Annotated in this window: 11 protein-coding genes; 6 read left to right on the plus strand and 5 right to left on the minus strand. The window is 70.4% G+C overall.

All coding sequences use genetic code 11. The annotated features are described in order from the left end of the window. Positions 1 to 29: 29 nt before the first annotated feature. The gene (gene purF, locus NVV32_RS14445; RefSeq protein ID WP_422390622.1) at positions 30 to 1,589 is read left to right on the plus strand and encodes an amidophosphoribosyltransferase; all 1,560 of its coding nucleotides are present in this window, start codon (positions 30 to 32) and stop codon (positions 1,587 to 1,589) included. Beyond that, a complete protein-coding gene (gene purM / locus NVV32_RS14450) occupies positions 1,586 to 2,692 on the plus strand; it encodes a phosphoribosylformylglycinamidine cyclo-ligase (protein ID WP_055767397.1) in 1,107 nt (368 codons plus the stop codon). The genes purF and purM overlap by 4 nt, the downstream gene beginning before the upstream one ends. A 324-nt stretch (positions 2,693 to 3,016) precedes the next feature. Here purM and NVV32_RS14455 read toward each other — a convergent pair whose 3' ends face one another. Next, entirely contained in the window at positions 3,017 to 6,064 is a 3,048-nt protein-coding gene (locus NVV32_RS14455; RefSeq protein WP_422390623.1) for an endo-1,4-beta-xylanase, read from the minus strand. A gap of 153 nt (positions 6,065 to 6,217) precedes the next feature. Beyond that, the gene (locus NVV32_RS14460; RefSeq protein ID WP_055767395.1) at positions 6,218 to 7,390 is read right to left on the minus strand and encodes an endo-1,4-beta-xylanase; all 1,173 of its coding nucleotides are present in this window, start codon (positions 7,388 to 7,390) and stop codon (positions 6,218 to 6,220) included. A 203-nt stretch (positions 7,391 to 7,593) separates the two neighbouring features. Between NVV32_RS14460 and NVV32_RS14465 the strand changes: the two genes are divergently transcribed. The 3 genes from NVV32_RS14465 (at position 7,594) to NVV32_RS14475 (ending at position 11,352) form a co-directional block, all read left to right on the plus strand. Then, on the plus strand, positions 7,594 to 8,595 hold the full coding sequence (locus NVV32_RS14465; RefSeq protein WP_235498652.1) for a LacI family DNA-binding transcriptional regulator: 1,002 nt from the start codon (positions 7,594 to 7,596) through the stop codon (positions 8,593 to 8,595). An 84-nt stretch (positions 8,596 to 8,679) separates the two neighbouring features. Continuing rightward, entirely contained in the window at positions 8,680 to 9,870 is a 1,191-nt protein-coding gene (gene xylA, locus NVV32_RS14470; protein ID WP_422390624.1) for a xylose isomerase, read from the plus strand. A gap of 3 nt (positions 9,871 to 9,873) precedes the next feature. After that, positions 9,874 to 11,352 (plus strand): xylulokinase, encoded by a 1,479-nt coding sequence (locus NVV32_RS14475; protein ID WP_422390625.1) that lies wholly within the window; start codon positions 9,874 to 9,876, stop codon positions 11,350 to 11,352. A 67-nt stretch (positions 11,353 to 11,419) separates the two neighbouring features. Here NVV32_RS14475 and NVV32_RS14480 read toward each other — a convergent pair whose 3' ends face one another. The 3 genes from NVV32_RS14480 to ppk2 form a co-directional block, all read right to left on the minus strand. Then, a complete protein-coding gene (locus NVV32_RS14480) occupies positions 11,420 to 12,040 on the minus strand; it encodes a hypothetical protein (protein WP_422390626.1) in 621 nt (206 codons plus the stop codon). Positions 12,041 to 12,278: 238 nt separating this feature from the next. After that, complete coding sequence (locus NVV32_RS14485; protein ID WP_422390627.1) at positions 12,279 to 13,043, minus strand: histidine phosphatase family protein; 765 nt, start codon at positions 13,041 to 13,043, stop codon at positions 12,279 to 12,281. A gap of 5 nt (positions 13,044 to 13,048) precedes the next feature. Next, positions 13,049 to 14,047, minus strand: a complete 999-nt coding sequence (gene ppk2, locus NVV32_RS14490) for a polyphosphate kinase 2 (RefSeq protein ID WP_422390628.1) — start codon at positions 14,045 to 14,047, stop codon at positions 13,049 to 13,051. A gap of 294 nt (positions 14,048 to 14,341) precedes the next feature. Here ppk2 and NVV32_RS14495 point away from each other — a divergent pair, with 294 nt between their 5' ends. Further along, positions 14,342 to 15,400: a LacI family DNA-binding transcriptional regulator gene (locus tag NVV32_RS14495; RefSeq protein ID WP_422390629.1), complete on the plus strand. Its 1,059-nt coding sequence runs from the start codon at positions 14,342 to 14,344 to the stop codon at positions 15,398 to 15,400. Positions 15,401 to 15,430: the final 30 nt, after the last annotated feature.

The following is a 15,430-nucleotide window of genomic DNA, read 5'->3' on the forward strand; positions in this document are numbered from 1 at the left end:
GCCATTGCGTGCCGTGAGAGAATGGGCCCATGGTGCGCGGCGACGGACAACTCTCCCACGATCTTCTCCCCGGCGAAAAAGGACCCCAGGATGCCTGCGGCGTCTTCGGCGTCTGGGCGCCCGGTGAGGAGGTCGCCAAACTCACCTACTACGGCCTGTACGCGCTGCAGCACCGGGGCCAGGAATCGGCGGGCATCGCGACCAGCGACGGCCGCCGGATCAACGTCTACAAGGACATGGGCCTGGTGTCCCAGGTCTTCGACGAGTCCACCCTGAACACCCTGACCGGGCACATCGCCGTCGGGCACTGCCGGTACTCCACCACCGGATCCTCCCACTGGGCCAATGCCCAGCCCACCCTGGGCGCCACCGCCGCGGGCACGGTGGCCCTCGCCCACAACGGCAACCTCACCAATTCCGCGGAGCTGTACCAGATGGTGCTGGACCGTCATGGCAAGCCCCGCGCGGGCGAGCTGGCGCAGGGCAACACCACCGACACGGCGCTGGTGACCGCGCTGCTCGGCGGGAATGACGACCGCTCCCTCGAGGAGACCGCCATGGAGCTCCTGCCGAGCATCCGCGGCGCGTTCTGCTTCGTCTTCATGGACGAGGGCACGCTGTACGCGGCGCGCGATGCCCACGGCGTCCGGCCCCTCGTCCTCGGCCGGCTCGAGCGCGGCTGGGTGGTCGCCTCCGAGCAGGCGGCGCTCGCCACCGTCGGCGCCAGCTACATCCGCGAGATCGAGCCCGGCGAGTTCATCGCCATCGACGAGGACGGCGTGCGCAGCAGCCGCTTCGCCACCCCGACCGCCGCGGGGTGCGTCTTCGAGTACGTCTACCTCGCGCGGCCCGACGCCGCGATCGCGGGCCGGTCGGTCTACGAGTCCCGCGTCGAGATGGGCCGGCAGCTGGCGCGCGAGAACTCCGCCCCGGGAGACATCGTGATCCCCGTCCCCGAATCCGGGACCCCCGCCGCGGTCGGCTTCGCCGAGGAGTCCGGCATCCCCTTCGCCCACGGTTTCGTGAAGAACGCCTACGTGGGCCGCACCTTCATCCAGCCCAGCCAGACGCTGCGCCAGCTCGGCATCCGGCTGAAGCTCAACGCCCTCGAGTCCGTCATCCGCGGCAAGCGCATCATCGTCGTCGACGACTCGATCGTCCGCGGCAACACCCAGCGCGCCGTCGTCCGCATGCTCCGCGAGGCCGGTGCCGCGGAGGTCCACGTCAAGATCTCCTCGCCGCCCGTGCGCTGGCCGTGCTTCTACGGCATCGACTTCGCCTCGCGCGCGGAACTGATCGCCAACGGCGCGGCGATCGACGAGATCAGCGCCTCGATCGGCGCCGACAGCCTCGCGTACATCTCCGAGGACGGCATGATCGACGCCACGCAGCAGCCCCGGGAGCGCCTCTGCACCGCCTGCTTCACGGGGGTCTACCCCATCGAACTGCCCGACGGCGACCGCCTCGGCAAGAACCTCCTGGAGCGCCTGGACCCCGCCGACAAGTCCGGCGCCACCGGCTGCGATCCCGGGCCCGACGCCGAGTTCGAAGCCGTCCTGACCGCCGAAGACAAGAAGGAACGGGTATGAGCCTCCCCATCACGTACGCCAGTGCCGGAGTGGACGTCGAGGCGGGTGACCGCGCCGTCGAGCTCATGAAGGACGCGGTGCGGGCCACGCACGGCGAGCAGGTCATCGGCGGGGTGGGCGGCTTCGCCGGGCTCTTCGACGTGTCCCGGCTCCTCACCTACACGCGGCCGCTGCTCGCGACGTCGACGGACGGCGTGGGCACCAAGGTCGCGATCGCGCAGGCCATGGACATCCACGACACCATCGGGTTCGATCTCGTGGGCATGGTCGTGGACGACATCGTGGTGGTGGGTGCCGAGCCGCTGTTCATGACCGACTACATCGCCTGCGGCAAGGTGGTCCCGGAGCGGATCGCCGATATAGTCCGCGGCATCGCGGCCGGCTGCTCCCTCGCCGGCACCGCGCTGGTGGGCGGCGAGACGGCCGAGCATCCGGGCCTGCTCGGTGAGCACGAGTACGACGTCGCCGGTGCGGCGACCGGAGTCGTCGAGGCCGACCGCGTCCTGGGCCCGGAGCGTGTGCGGGCGGGCGACGTCGTCATCGGCATGGCGTCCTCGGGCCTCCACTCCAATGGCTACTCCCTGGTCCGCCGGGTCATCAACCAGGCCGGCTGGGCGCTCGACCGCCAGGTCTCCGAGCTCGGCCGCACCCTCGGTGAGGAACTGCTGGAGCCCACACGGATCTACGCCGCCGACTGCCTCGCGCTCGCCCGCAACGACGACGCGCAGGTGCACGGGTTCAGCCACGTCACCGGGGGCGGCCTCGCCGCGAACCTCGCGCGCGTGCTGCCCCGGGGGCTCGAAGCCACGGTGGACCGCTCCACCTGGGAGCTTCCCGCCGTCTTCACGCTGGTCTCGCAGCTCGGCTCCGTGCCCCTGCCCGACCTCGAGCGCACGCTCAACCTCGGCGTCGGGATGGTCGCGATCGTCGGCGCCGACGGAGCCGATGCCGCGCTGGCCCAGCTCGGCGCAGCCGGCGTGCCCTCCTGGGTCATGGGCAGCGTGCAGGTCGCGGGCAGCGGGAGTACCGACGGCCCCGACTACGTGCAGGGAGCCAAGGGCGTCGACGGCGGATCGGTGCGGCTGCTCGGCGCCTACGCCTGACGCACCTGCCGGTCCGCGGCTCGATCCGCTGCGGAACGGCGCATCCGAGCGAGGGCGTTCCGCCTCGCCGTTTCACCCACCAACCAGCTCCGATCCCTGGGTACAGGCGGTCCGGCCCGCCGTTCCGCCCACCGACGACGGGGCCGGTCCGCCTCGCCGTTCCGCCCACCGACCGGCTCCGGTCGCTGGGCGGAGAGGCTTCCTCCCACCGGCCTCCGCCGGTGGGAGGAAGCGCACCCTGCGGAAAGCCGGCCACGGCTCACGACGAAGCCCCCGCCCTCTTCGAGGAGGACGGGGGCTTCGTCGTGCCGGGGGCGGGCAGGCTCAGGGCTTCCCGGGCACCTTGCGCGTCACGACGACGTCGAAGGAGCTGGTCCGGGTGTTCCCCGCCTCGTCCGTCGCCGTGCACGCGACCGTCGTGGTGCCGATGCGGAAGCGGGATCCCGACGCCGGTGCGCAGTCGAGGGGCACCACGCCGTCGAGCGTGTCGATGGCGGACGGCAGGGCGTAGGTCACCTTCGCCCCGCTGGCGCCGTTGGACACCGCCGTGACGTCCGGGGAGTCCGCGATGCGCGGGGGCAGGACGTCGGCCGGGCGGGCCGGCAGCCGTGACGGATCGACGATGCCCCAGTAGGCCGGTGTGACCTGCAGGTCGTCGTCGAACGGAAGGGGCTGCTCCCAGGGGCGTGCCATCGGCCACGTCCGCAGCCAGGTGCGCGCGTTGCTGATGCCCCAGAACGTCACGGACTCCACCGAGTCGGCGTGGTCCGTGAGCATCGCGAACAGGTCCCGGTAGTAGTAGCCGACCTCCGCAGCAGCATCGGCGTCGTCCCGGAAGGCGGGGCTGTACGGATCCACTGGAGCACCGCTGACGTCGGCTCCCTGGTTCTCGGTGGAAGCGTTGACGTCCAGCTCGGTGATCGCCTGCAGGAGGGTGGGATCGAGTGCCTCGACGGCCTCGATGGAGTCCTCCAGCCACTGCACGGGCCGGGCGACATCGACGTGGGCCTGGTGCCCCACGCCGTCGATCGGGACGGACCGTGCCTGCAGTGCCCCGATGAGGTCGAGGTAGTCGGCACGCTTCTCCGGCATCTCCGTGTTGTAGTCGTTGATGAACAGCTCCGCGTCGGGGAAGTACCGGTCGGCGAGGCGGAAGGCCTCGTCGACGAAGCCCTCGCCGAGGACCTGGAACCAGCGGCTGTCCCGCATGTCGTGGGGGTTGGCCGTGTCGCCGTCCGCGATGACCTCGTTCACCACGTCCCAGGCCCAGATGGGACTGTCACCGTCGGGATACCGCGCATCGATGTGGTCCGCGATCCCCTTGATGTGGGCCTCCATGCGCGCCTTCAGCAGCGCCTGGTCCGCCGGGCTGTTCGTGAGGTCGCGGTCACCGTCCCTGAAGAACCAGGCCGGGGTCTGGGAGTGCCAGGCGAGGACGTGCCCGTACACTTCGACGCCGTTCTCGTCCGCGAAATCGAGCAGCTGGTCCAGCTGGGTGAAGGTGAACCGCCCCTCCACCGGCTGCACGCTCTCCGGCTTCCCGGCGTTCTCGGGGGTGAAGGCGTTGTAGTGCTTGCGGAGCAGGTCGGCTGCGGCACCCACCGTCTCGCGCGCGTCGATCGCCACGCCGACGTGCTCGATCCCCTGGCTGCCGAGCACGTCCTTCAGCGCCGGCACGTCCGCCTGGATCGGCGTCTCGGCGAACGGTGCCAGGCTGAAGTCGTCGAGCAGGAAGTCGACCCCGACGGGGCCCTCGACATAGACCTGCGCCGTGTCGGCCGCAGCGCCGAGCGTGTACGTGCCCTTCAGCTCCGTCCAGCCGTCGGCCGTGACGGACGCGCCCGCGCCGGCGACGCCGTCGTAGGCACTGCCGCCGCCGTTGTCGCGCTGCACCGAGACCTTGAGGGAGGCCGGCTGCTGCCCGGGCGCGAGCCTCGCCCACACCGACACCTCGACGGCGACGCCGACGGGAAGGCCCGCCGTGACATCGAGCGCCGCACCGTGCCAGGGCTGCGTGCGGCCGGTGACCAGCAGGCTGCCGGTCCCGGTGCGGGCATCGGTCGCGGTGGTGACCGAGACGCCGTCGCCCCGGGCGGTCCAGCCGTCCGTGCCGGTCTCGAACCCGGAGGTGATCCCCGCCGTGGCAGCCGCTGCCCCACCCTGCGGGAGCGTGAAGGTCCAGCCCTCGGCCAGTTTCTCGGCCACGACCGTCGCCACGGCGTCAACGGTGTTCGACCGGTCTCCGCCGCCGTCGTGGGCGAGCACCACCGCGCCGGGTGTGAAGGCTGCGCGGAGGTTCGCCGTCAGGGTCTCCTCGCCGAGATCGTTGCCGTCCCAGTCGAAGATGACGTTGCCGAGCCCGAGCGGCTGCATGCCGAGCGCGGCAGCCACCTCGCCGGTGGCACCCCAGCTCCCGTTCGGCGCCCTGAAGTAGGGCACCGGCTGGGCCGGATCGCCGACGGCGGCGCGGATGATGCGGAGGTTCTCCTTGAGGTCCGTCTCCACCTGGCCCTGGGTCCACGATCCCATGTCCGCATAGGACGTCCCGTGGTTGCAGAGCGTGTGCCCCTCGGCGACGATCCGGCGCAGCAGGTCGGCGCCGCCCTCGGCCTGCACGTTCTGGCCGATGATGCAGAAGGTCGCGGTGATGCCGCTGTCCCGGAGGAGATCGAGCACGGCGTCGGTCTCCCCCGGATTGGGACCGTCGTCGAAGGTGAGGGCGACGGCGTTCCCGGTGCCGCGCGCAGCGGCGACGGGTGTGCTCGTGGGGTTGCCCGCACCGCCCGGGACGAAGGCGGGGTCAGGGGTCGGCTGCCAGGTGCCGCCGTCGGCGGATGCCGCCGTGCCGGTGATCACGACGTCGTCCACCAGGTAGTCGTAGGGCGCGCCGAGGTCCGCGGTGCCGAGGTAGGCCCGCAGCGTGGCGGGATCGGCGCCGGCGGGTGCGGTGAAGGTGCCGGAGACCGTGGTCCAGGCGTCGGCCGAGACGGTGGTGTTGCCGACCCAGCTGTACGCGGGTTCGACGACGAAGCGGGCCGAGGCCGTCGTGCCCGGTGCGGACGCCAGCTTCAGCTGCGCGGAGAACGTGTAGGTGCCGCCCGCCTGCAGCAGGTTCGCAGGCGTCTTGATGCCGTCGTAGTCGTTGGCACGCCCGGTCACGAGGAGGGCCTTGTCGCCGCCGTCCTCGACGACGGACAGGGTGGCGGCACCGTTCTGCACGAGGGGGCCGGGATCGCCGTCCTCGAAGTCCTCACTGAGGATCACGGTGGGCTCATCGGGGTCGGCGGCCTGCGCGGCCGGGAGCGTGAGGGCTCCGGCCCCGGCCATCAGCCCGAAGGCCGTGGCGCCTGCGATCAGACGTCGTTGTCTCATGGTTCTCCTTCGTCGTGCGTCCGGCCCCCGCGGGAACCGGACAGCAGCCGCGGAACGCGGCGGTGGGGGTGCGATGGTCACGCACGGGTGCTGCGGGTGATACCTGTGCGGGGCGGGCGCGGTCCCCCTCCGCGCCCGCCCCGCAGTGCTCGACTAGCGGTTGCCGCGTCCCGGGGACGCCTGCTCGAGCGTGTCCTGCAGTACGTAGTAGGCGGGCTTGCGGGTGAAGTCGTCCTCCATGACGGTGGCTTCGCCCTCACCGGTGAAGAAGACGGGGACCCAGGAGTACTTGTCCGTGAAGCCCCAGATGGTGAAGGAGTTGCATTCCTCGACCGACACGCAGGCCTCGAGGGCCCGCTGGTAGTAGCCCGCCTGGGTGGCGAGCTGCGCGGCGGTCGGCTCGGTGCCGGCCGCGACGTCCATGCGGACGTCGATCTCCGTGATCGCGGTCTCCAGTCCCAGGTCGTCGAAACGCTGCAGATTCGCCTGCAGGTCTCCCGGGAAGCCGTAGCGCGTGCTCAGGTGCCCCTGGATGGCGAATCCATCCACCGGTACGCCCTCGGCCTGCAGGCGCGGGATCAGCTCGAGGTAGGCGTTGCTCTTCGCGTTGACGCCCTCGACGCCGTAGTCGTTGAAGAAGAGCCTGGCCTTCGGATCCGCCTCGTGCGCCCAGCGGAACGCGTCGGCGATGATCTCCGGACCCAGCTCGCGGATCCAGATGTTGTCGGTGGTGCGCAGGGTCCCGTTGTCGTTGAAGATCTCGTTGGCGACGTCCCACTGCTGGATCCTGCCCGCATAGCGCCCGACCACGGTCTGGATGTGGTCCTTCAGGATGGCCCGCAGCTCCTCCTTCGTGAAGTTCCCCTCCTCGAGCCACTCCGGGTTCTGGCTGTGCCAGAAGAGGGTGTGCCCGCGGACCACCTGCTTGTTGGCCTGGGCGAACTGCACGATGGCGTCCATCTCGGCGAACCGGTAGGTGCCCTGTTCCGGGTGGACGAACTCCCACTTGAGCTGGTTCTCCGGGGAGACGGAGTTGAACTCGGCGGCGAGGCGTCCGCGGTACTCCTGGTCGAAGGTGAACGGGTCGGGATAGGGCTGCGTCTCGTGGTGTCCGCCGCCCGCCACGGCGGTGCCGATCCTGAGGTCCTTCGGCGCGACCCAGCGCAGGGTGTCCTTCTTGTCGTCTCCTTTCCCGATCCGCTTCTCCATTCCCTTCTCGATCCCTGGGGACCGTGAGGGCTGGGATGCGGCGTGGGCGGGCAGTGCCAGGGGAAGGATCATGGTCGACGCGAGGACTGCTGCGGCGATGGATGAACGGACCTGCATGAGCTCTCCTTTGAGGTACCTGAGGTGCGGCTACCGATACTGTGATCAGAATTTTCCGGAAGTTTCCGGAAAGACCGTTGCTGTAGGTTAGGAACATCGCACCCGGAACGTCAAGGGTGCTGTCGAAGATGGCTACGGGGGTGCGCTGATGCCTCTTCGGTGTTCCCAGGGAGGACGACGTGCAGGACAATGCCCAACCCGCGGTGACCATCTCTGCCATCGCAGCCGCTGCAGGCGTCTCGGTACCGACGGTCTCCCGCGTCCTCAACGGCAGGTCCGACGTCGCCTCCGGCACCCGCGAACGCGTCGAGGCGTTGCTGCGTGAGTCCGGCTACCGACGCCGTGGTGCCGTCGTCGCCGCGCCGTCCGGGCTGGTCGACCTCGTCTTCAACGACCTGGACAGCCCGTGGGCGGTGGAGATCATCCGCGGGGTGGAAGAAGCGCTCAACAGCGAGGGACTCTCCGTCGTCGTCTCGGCGATCCACCGCCGCGGCAGCGCGGACTCGACCCGCAAGTGGCTCGACACGCTGGGCGCCCGGCCCAGCGACGGAGCCATCCTGGTCACGACCGACCTCGACTCCTTCCTCCACGCCGAGTTGCAGCGGCTTCACCTTCCGATCGTGGTGATCGATCCCGCCGGGGTGCCCGACCTGGAGGTGCCGACCATCGGCGCGACGAACTGGACCGGCGCCGTGAACGCCACGGAATACCTGATCCAGCAGAATCATCGCCGCATCGGCTTCGTGGCGGGGCGCCCGGGGATCTGGTGCAGCCGGGCACGCCTGGACGGATACCGCGCCGGTCTCGAGGCGGCCGGCATCGCCGTGGACCCGGACCTCGTCCAGGACGGCGACTTCGACTACGCCTCCGGCTTCAGGGCCGGCACCGCCCTCCTCGCGCTGCCGGACCGTCCGAGCGCCATCTTCGCGGCGAGCGACCAGATGGCGCTCGGCGTGTACGAGGCCGCGCGGCAGCAGGGACTGCGCATCCCCGACGACCTCAGCGTGGTGGGCTTCGACGACCTGCCCGAAGCCGGCTGGGCCTCCCCTCCCCTGACGACCATCCGCCAGCCCCTCTCCGACATGGGCACGCTGGCCGCCCGGACGCTGGTCCGGTTGATCCGCGGCGACGCGGTGGAGAGCCCCCGCATTGAGCTGTCCACCCGGCTCGTCCAGCGCGCCAGCGTCCAGGCGCCCGGGACCTGACGTCGGATTGCTGCTTGACTCCCGGCGAAAAGCTAATATGTTTGTAACGACAACATATTCGTCACACACCCTCTGGAGCACTCAATGGCGATCGAGCCCACCCGCGACGACAAATTCTCCTTCGGACTCTGGACGGTGGGCTGGGAAGCCCAGGACCAGTTCGGATCCGCGACCCGCCCGCCCCTCGACGCCGTCGAGGCCGTCAACCGCCTCAGCGACCTCGGCGCGTACGGCATCACCTTCCACGACGACGACCTCTTCCCCTTCGGTTCGACGGCCGACGAGCGCCGGAACCAGATCGACCGCCTGAAGGGCGCCCTCGACTCCACGGGCCTGATCGTCCCGATGGTCACCACGAACCTCTTCAGCCACCCCGTCTTCAAGGACGGCGGCTTCACCAGCAACGACCGCGGCGTCCGCCGCTTCGCCCTGCGCAAGGTCCTCGACAACATCGACCTCGCCGCGGAGCTCGGCGCGAAGACCTTCGTGATGTGGGGTGGACGCGAGGGCAGCGAGTACGACGCCGCCAAGGACATCCGCGGCGCCCTCGAGCGCTACCGCGAGGCCGTCAACCTGCTCGGCGACTACGTCACCGACAAGGCCTACGACATCCGCTTCGCGATCGAGCCGAAGCCCAATGAGCCGCGCGGCGACATCCTGCTGCCCACGCTCGGACACGCGATGGCCTTCATCGAGACCCTCGAGCGCCCCGAGCTCGTCGGCATCAACCCCGAGACGGGCCACGAGCAGATGGCCGGCCTGAACTTCACGCACGGGATCGCGCAGGCGCTCTACCAGGGCAAGCTGTTCCACATCGACCTCAACGGCCAGCGGAGCATCAAGTTCGACCAGGACCTGGTGTTCGGCCACGGCGACCTGCAGAACGCCTTCTCGCTCGTGGATCTGCTCGAGAACGGCGGGCCCGACGGCGGCCCTGCCTACGACGGCCCCCGCCACTTCGACTACAAGCCGAGCCGCACGGAGGACATGGACGGCGTCTGGGACTCGGCTGCCGCGAACATGCAGACCTACCTCCTGCTCAAGGAACGCGCCGCGGCCTTCCGCGCGGATCCCGAGGTGCAGGCCGCACTGTCCGCCTCGCGTGTCTCCGAGATCAACGAACCCACGCTGAACAGCGGGGAGGGCTACGAAGCCCTGCGCGCCGACCGCTCCGCCTACGAGGACTTCGACGCCGACGCCTACTTCAACGGCAAGGGCTTCGGCTTCGTGAAGCTGCAGCAGCTCTTCATCGAGCACCTCCTCGGGGCCCGCTGATCCATGGCCCTCGTCACCGGCGTCGACTCCTCGACGCAGAGCTGCAAGGTCGTCGTCGTCGACACCGCGACCGGCGCCGAGGTCCGCACCGGACGTGCCCTCCACCCGGAGGGCACGGAGGTCGACCCGGAAGCGTGGTGGCAGGCACTGCTCGCCGCACTGGAGGAGGCGGACGGCCTCGGCTCCGACGTCGACGGCCTGGCGATCGCCGGCCAGCAGCACGGGATGGTGCTGCTGGGCCACGACGGCAGGGTCCTGCGGGACGCGCTCCTGTGGAACGACACCCGGTCCGCGGGCGCTGCCGAGGACCTGATCGGCGAACTCGGCCTCGCGGACCTGGTGGCCCGCACCGGGTCCGCGCCCGTGGCGTCCTTCACCGGCACGAAGGTGCGGTGGGTCCGTGACGCCGAACCCGACGTCGTCCCGGGCATCGCCGCCGTGGCCCTGCCGCACGACTGGCTGACCTGGCGGCTGCGCGGCTTCGGACCCGACGGTGGGTCGCCGCTCGGACCGGTGCTCGACGAACTCGTGACCGACCGCTCGGACGCGAGTGGCACCGCGTACTGGAATCCGACCACCGGGGCGTACGACCTCGCGCTCTTCGGGCAGATGCTGGGCCGTCCGGCCCGTGAGGCGCAGGCCGGGGACGCCGGGGACCCGGACACCGTCGTGCTTCCGCGCGTGCTGGGGCCCGCCGCTCCAGCGGGGACGGTGCACGCTGCCTACCTCGCGTCGGCCGACCGGCGCATCGTCCTCGGACCCGGCGCCGGTGACAACGCCGGCGCTGCCCTGGGGCTCGGGGCGGAGGAGGGGGACGTCGTCGTGTCCCTCGGCACCAGCGGGACGGTCTTCGCCGTCGCCGCGGACGCCGTCGCGGACACCTCCGGGACGGTGGCCGGCTTCGCCGATGCCAGCGGGCTGTTCCTGCCCCTGGTGGCGACGCTCAACGCCGCGCGGGTGCTCTCGTCCGTCGCGGACGTCCTGGCGGTCGATCATGACGGCTTCGCGGAGCTTGCCCGGAGCGCCGGGCCGGGGGCAGGGGGCGTCGTCCTCGTCCCCTACTTCGAGGGTGAGCGTACGCCCAACCTGCCGACGGCCAAGGCGAGCTTCCACAACCTGAGCATCGCCTCGGCCACCCGGGGGAACATGGCCCGTGCCGCCATCGAGGGCATGCTCTGCGGCTTGGCGGACGCACTGGACGCCGTCCGCGCAACCGGCGTCGTCCCCCGGCACCTCCTGCTGATCGGCGGCGCCGCCCAGAACGGGGCGGTCCAGGACGTGGCCGCACAGGTCTTCGACCTGCCCGTCCGCATCCCGGCGCCCGGGGAGTACGTGGCGCGGGGCGCGGCGGTCCAGGCGGCGTGGGTCCTCGCCGGCGGACGGCCGGCCTGGCCGGTCGCCACCCTCGAGGACCGTGCGTCGGACCACCGGCCGGTGATCCGCGAGCAGTACCGGTCGGCCCTTGCGTCGCTCTCGTTCTGACATCGCGCGCACAGCGGAAAGGCACCCCCGACCGGGGGTGCCTTTCTGCTCTCGAGGCCCGCGCGGCCTACCGGTGGGTCTGGTGGTCGATGCCGACCTGGTCGACCTTGCGGTGGAAGTGCATGCCCGCCTTGCCACCGAGGATCGCCGCGACGAGCGGGACGAGGAGGGCGATGGCCAGGGCGATGAGGCCGCTCGCGGTCAGCATGTCCCGGTCGAACCGGATGCTGGGCGCACCATTGAGGTTCGAGAGCACGTTGAACTGGTCGCCGGCGACCGCGGCGAGGATCGCGAGGACGATCGCGACGATGATGCCCCACAGCCAGACGGCGAGACCCTGCTTGACACCGTCGAACCGGGCCATCCGGCCGGCCACGTACCCGCCGCAGTAGTAGGCGATGAACAGGATCACGGCGAGGACGATCCCGCTCACGATCCCGATGGTCTGGGCATTCTGCTGGGCCTGGTCGGCCGCCTCGTTCGCGCTGCTGGAGGTGGAGGCCCCGATACCGACGCCGATCGCCGTCGCCAACGCGCTGAGGATGACGGTCAGGCCGATCGCCGTCAGCCACCCGAAGAACGCCGACCCGAACTTGATGCCGCCGAACTGCTCCTTCTCCGCCGCGACGACGTCGTTCCGCCGGCTCTTCGGGGTGCTCGCACCCGATGTGTTCTCTGCTGCTGACATGATGCTCGCGCTCCTTGGTGAGTAGGGATGACCAGCCCGGCCGGCTTCTGCTCCGGATCGGGATGATCAGTCTGCTTACTACCGTGATGCAGTGGCGAGGGTCAGCGCAAGCGACTTAAGTTGCCCGCTGTGCACCTTCGAGCTGCACGACGCTCCGAACCGATGGGCCGACGCGTCCCTGCGCGCCGATCGTCGACCGCGGGAGGGCGTCCGCTGAAGCGCAGCCGCGATCCGGCCGTCAGTGCCGCTTGCGAAGGTCCATCGGCAGGCCTACAGTGCCGTCTCCCGCGACGCTCGCCGCACCTCCGGCCCTCCTCCGGGACCCGGACTCCTCGGCGACGCGCTCCGCACTCTCGCCCGTCGCGTCGGTGGCCGAGTGGTCCGCTAGCCGCAGGCCGCCGAGCGGTTCGGGGTGCCACCGTTCCAGGTGCCAGCCGGCGGTCGGCGACCCGTCGAGGACTGCGGCGCCCGTGTTCCGGATGTCGAGCTGCGCGGCCCGGTCGCCGTGCATCCCGGTGCGGAGGGCCGTGTAGACGCGGATCGCTGCACCGTGGGCGACGACGGCGACGGTGTTCTGGTCCCGGTATGACCCGGCGAGGCGCCCTATCGCGGCATCGAACCGTTGGAGGAAGCCGTGCCCGTCGACCCCACCGGGGAGGCTGCGGTCGAGGTCACCGTGCATCCAGCCGACGAGGCAGGCAGCGTACTCCTGGCGGGCCACCGCGTCGGCGCGCATCTCCAGGGCGCCCGCCGTGATCTCCTCGAGCCCGGGCACCACCTGCACCGACAGGGACCGCGCAGCGCCGAGGGGTGCCGCGGTGAGCTGCGTCCGCAGCAGGGGCGAGGCATGGATGCCGACGATCGGCTCATGGGCCAGGGCCGCCGGAAGAGCCGCGGCCTGCGCTTCGCCGAGGGCCGTGAGTGGCGCTCCGGGAAACGCCGTGTCCAGCGCTCCGACCACATTGCTGGGGGTCTGGCCGTGCCGGATCAGGATCAGCCGCACGGGCGCTAGTCACCCACGGCGTCGCGGCCGCGCTGGACGATCAGCGGATCCGCTCCGTACACCACGTCCGGATCCTTGTCCTCGTAGTCGAACTGGTCCAGGAAGTAGCGCATGGCATTGAGCCGCGCGCGCTTCTTGTCGTTCGACCGCACCGTGATCCAGGGCGCATGATCGGTGTCCGTCCGCAGGAACATCGCCTCTTTCGCTGCCGTGTAGTCGTCCCAGCGATCGAGGGACGCGAGGTCCATGGGAGACAGCTTCCACCGGCGCACGGGATCGATCTGGCGGATGGCGAAACGGGTCCGCTGCTCGCGACGGGTGACGGAGAACCAGAACTTCGTGAGATGGATCCCGGAATCCACCAGCATCTTCTCGTATCCGGGTACCTGCTGCATGAAGGTCTCGTACTCGTCGTCCGTGCAGAACCCCATGACCCGCTCCACATTCGCCCGGTTGTACCAGGAGCGGTCGAACATCACGATCTCCCCGGTGGTCGGCAGATGCTGGACGTAGCGCTGGAAGTACCACTGGCCCTGTTCCCGGTCCGACGGCTTGCCCAGCGCCACGGACCGTGCAGCACGCGGATTGAGGTGCTCGGAGAACCGTTTGATGGTGCCGCCCTTGCCCGCGGCATCCCTGCCTTCGAAGACGATCACGTGCCGCAGGTCGTGGTCCTGCCCCCAGTACTGGAACTTGAGCAGCTCGATCTGCAACCGGTACTTCTCCAGCTCGTAGGCCTGTCGCGTGACGCGCTCGTCGTAGGGGTAGTCCTCACGCCAGGTCTCCACGGCCGACCCGCCGGGGTCGATCAGCTCGGGATCCTGGCCCTGGCCACCGCGGACCGTGTAGCCCTCGCTCACGAGGTGGTCGATCGCCTCGCGGAGGTTCTCGCGGATCCAGCCCTGCTCGTCGGAGTCCCAGGAGCGCCCCGGCTGTGTCAGGGCGTCCGCCCTTTCGCGGAGACGGGCTTCGTCCGGCAGCGGGGTGTCGTCGTGGGAGGTCATGAAGCCAGACAACCACGGGGGCGGAACCGGGCGCCACCGCGGATGCCGGGATTCGCGCCTGTTCACCGGGGCGCCGGACGGCCCACCGCGGCGTCCGCCGGCGCTGCGGGACAGCCAGGGTCGGAAGTTCCTGGGTGAACGCCGTCCGAAAGTTTTGACATCTGCGTCGATAGCCAGGTGGTGCCGAGAGCTTCCGCCGGTCACGCCTCAGCACGAGATCCTCTCCGCAGCGGGGCATACTCCGCACCTGGCGGCGCCTGCATCGCGCTCAGGCGCCGAGGTAAGCTGTCCCGCATGTCGATCCCGGCGGAAGAACCGCGCGTCACCCTCGCCCAGCTGGCAACTGCGGCGGGCGTCTCCCTCTCCACCATCTCCAAGGTGCTGAACGGCCGGTCCGACGTCTCCTCGAAAACCCGATCGAAAGTTGAGGAGCTCCTCGAGGAGCATGGGTACCGGCGCCGCCTCGTGTCCGCCAGTCAGTCCGCCCTGGTGGAACTCGTCTTCCACGAGCTCGAGAGCGCCTGGGCGCTGGAGCTGATCCGCGGGGTGGAGAACGTGGCGCGCGAACACGGGATGAGCGTGGTCCTGACCGAGTCAGGGACGCGGCACGCCCCCGGCCCGGAGTGGATCGAGGGCGTGATGGCCCGCCGTCCCGCCGGCGTCGTGCTCGTCTTCTCCGACCTGCCGCAGGACTATCGGGCCAAGCTGGCAGCCCGCTCCATCCCGTTCGTCATCATCGATCCCGCGGGCGACCCCTCCCCCGACGTCCCGTCCGTCGGGTCGGCGAACTGGTCGGGCGGCATGATGGCCACGCGCCACCTGATCGATCTGGGCCACACGAGGATCGCCACCATCAGCGGCCCCGAGGACATGATGTGCTCCCTCGCACGCATCGACGGCTACCGGTCCGCGATGGGCATGGCCGGCCTGCCGATCGAACCAGGCTTCATCCGGTACGGCAACTTCCACGTGGACGGCGGACGCGACCACGCATTCACCCTGCTCCGCAGGCCGCACCCGCCCACCGCCATCTTCGCGGGCAGCGACCTGCAGGCGCTCGGCGTGCTCGACGCCGCCCGTCAGATCGGCCTCCGCGTGCCGGACGAGCTCTCGATCGTCGGGTACGACGACCTGCAGCTGGCGCAGTGGTCCAGCCCGGCCCTGACCACCGTCCACCAGCCGCTCATCCAGATGGCGGAGGAGGCCACGCGGATGGTCCTCCGGCTGCGGGACGGCGAGCGGCCCAACAACCTGAGGCTCGACCTCGCGACCAGCCTGGTGGTCCGCCAGAGCACCGCGGCCCCGTCCGAGGGGTCGGCACAGGCGACGACGGCCGCCCAGCAGCGCGCCTGACCGCCACCCGGGCAGGGGCTCCGTCGAGGG

The organism is Arthrobacter sp. N1 (assembly GCF_048288285.1).
GTDB lineage: Bacteria > Actinomycetota > Actinomycetes > Actinomycetales > Micrococcaceae > Arthrobacter_D.

Bases quoted from the DNA above. Each gene is read 5' to 3' on its own strand.
- purF (WP_422390622.1), top strand. From the start codon at position 30: ATGGTGCGCGGCGACGGACAACTCTCCCACGATCTTCTCCCCGGCGAA.
- purM (WP_055767397.1), top strand. From the start codon at position 1,586: ATGAGCCTCCCCATCACGTACGCCAGTGCCGGAGTGGACGTCGAGGCG.
- NVV32_RS14455 (WP_422390623.1), bottom strand. From the start codon at position 6,064: ATGAGACAACGACGTCTGATCGCAGGCGCCACGGCCTTCGGGCTGATG.
- NVV32_RS14460 (WP_055767395.1), bottom strand. From the start codon at position 7,390: ATGCAGGTCCGTTCATCCATCGCCGCAGCAGTCCTCGCGTCGACCATG.
- xylA (WP_422390624.1), top strand. From the start codon at position 8,680: ATGGCGATCGAGCCCACCCGCGACGACAAATTCTCCTTCGGACTCTGG.
- NVV32_RS14475 (WP_422390625.1), top strand. From the start codon at position 9,874: ATGGCCCTCGTCACCGGCGTCGACTCCTCGACGCAGAGCTGCAAGGTC.
- NVV32_RS14480 (WP_422390626.1), bottom strand. From the start codon at position 12,040: ATGTCAGCAGCAGAGAACACATCGGGTGCGAGCACCCCGAAGAGCCGG.
- ppk2 (WP_422390628.1), bottom strand. From the start codon at position 14,047: ATGACCTCCCACGACGACACCCCGCTGCCGGACGAAGCCCGTCTCCGC.
- NVV32_RS14495 (WP_422390629.1), top strand. From the start codon at position 14,342: ATGTCGATCCCGGCGGAAGAACCGCGCGTCACCCTCGCCCAGCTGGCA.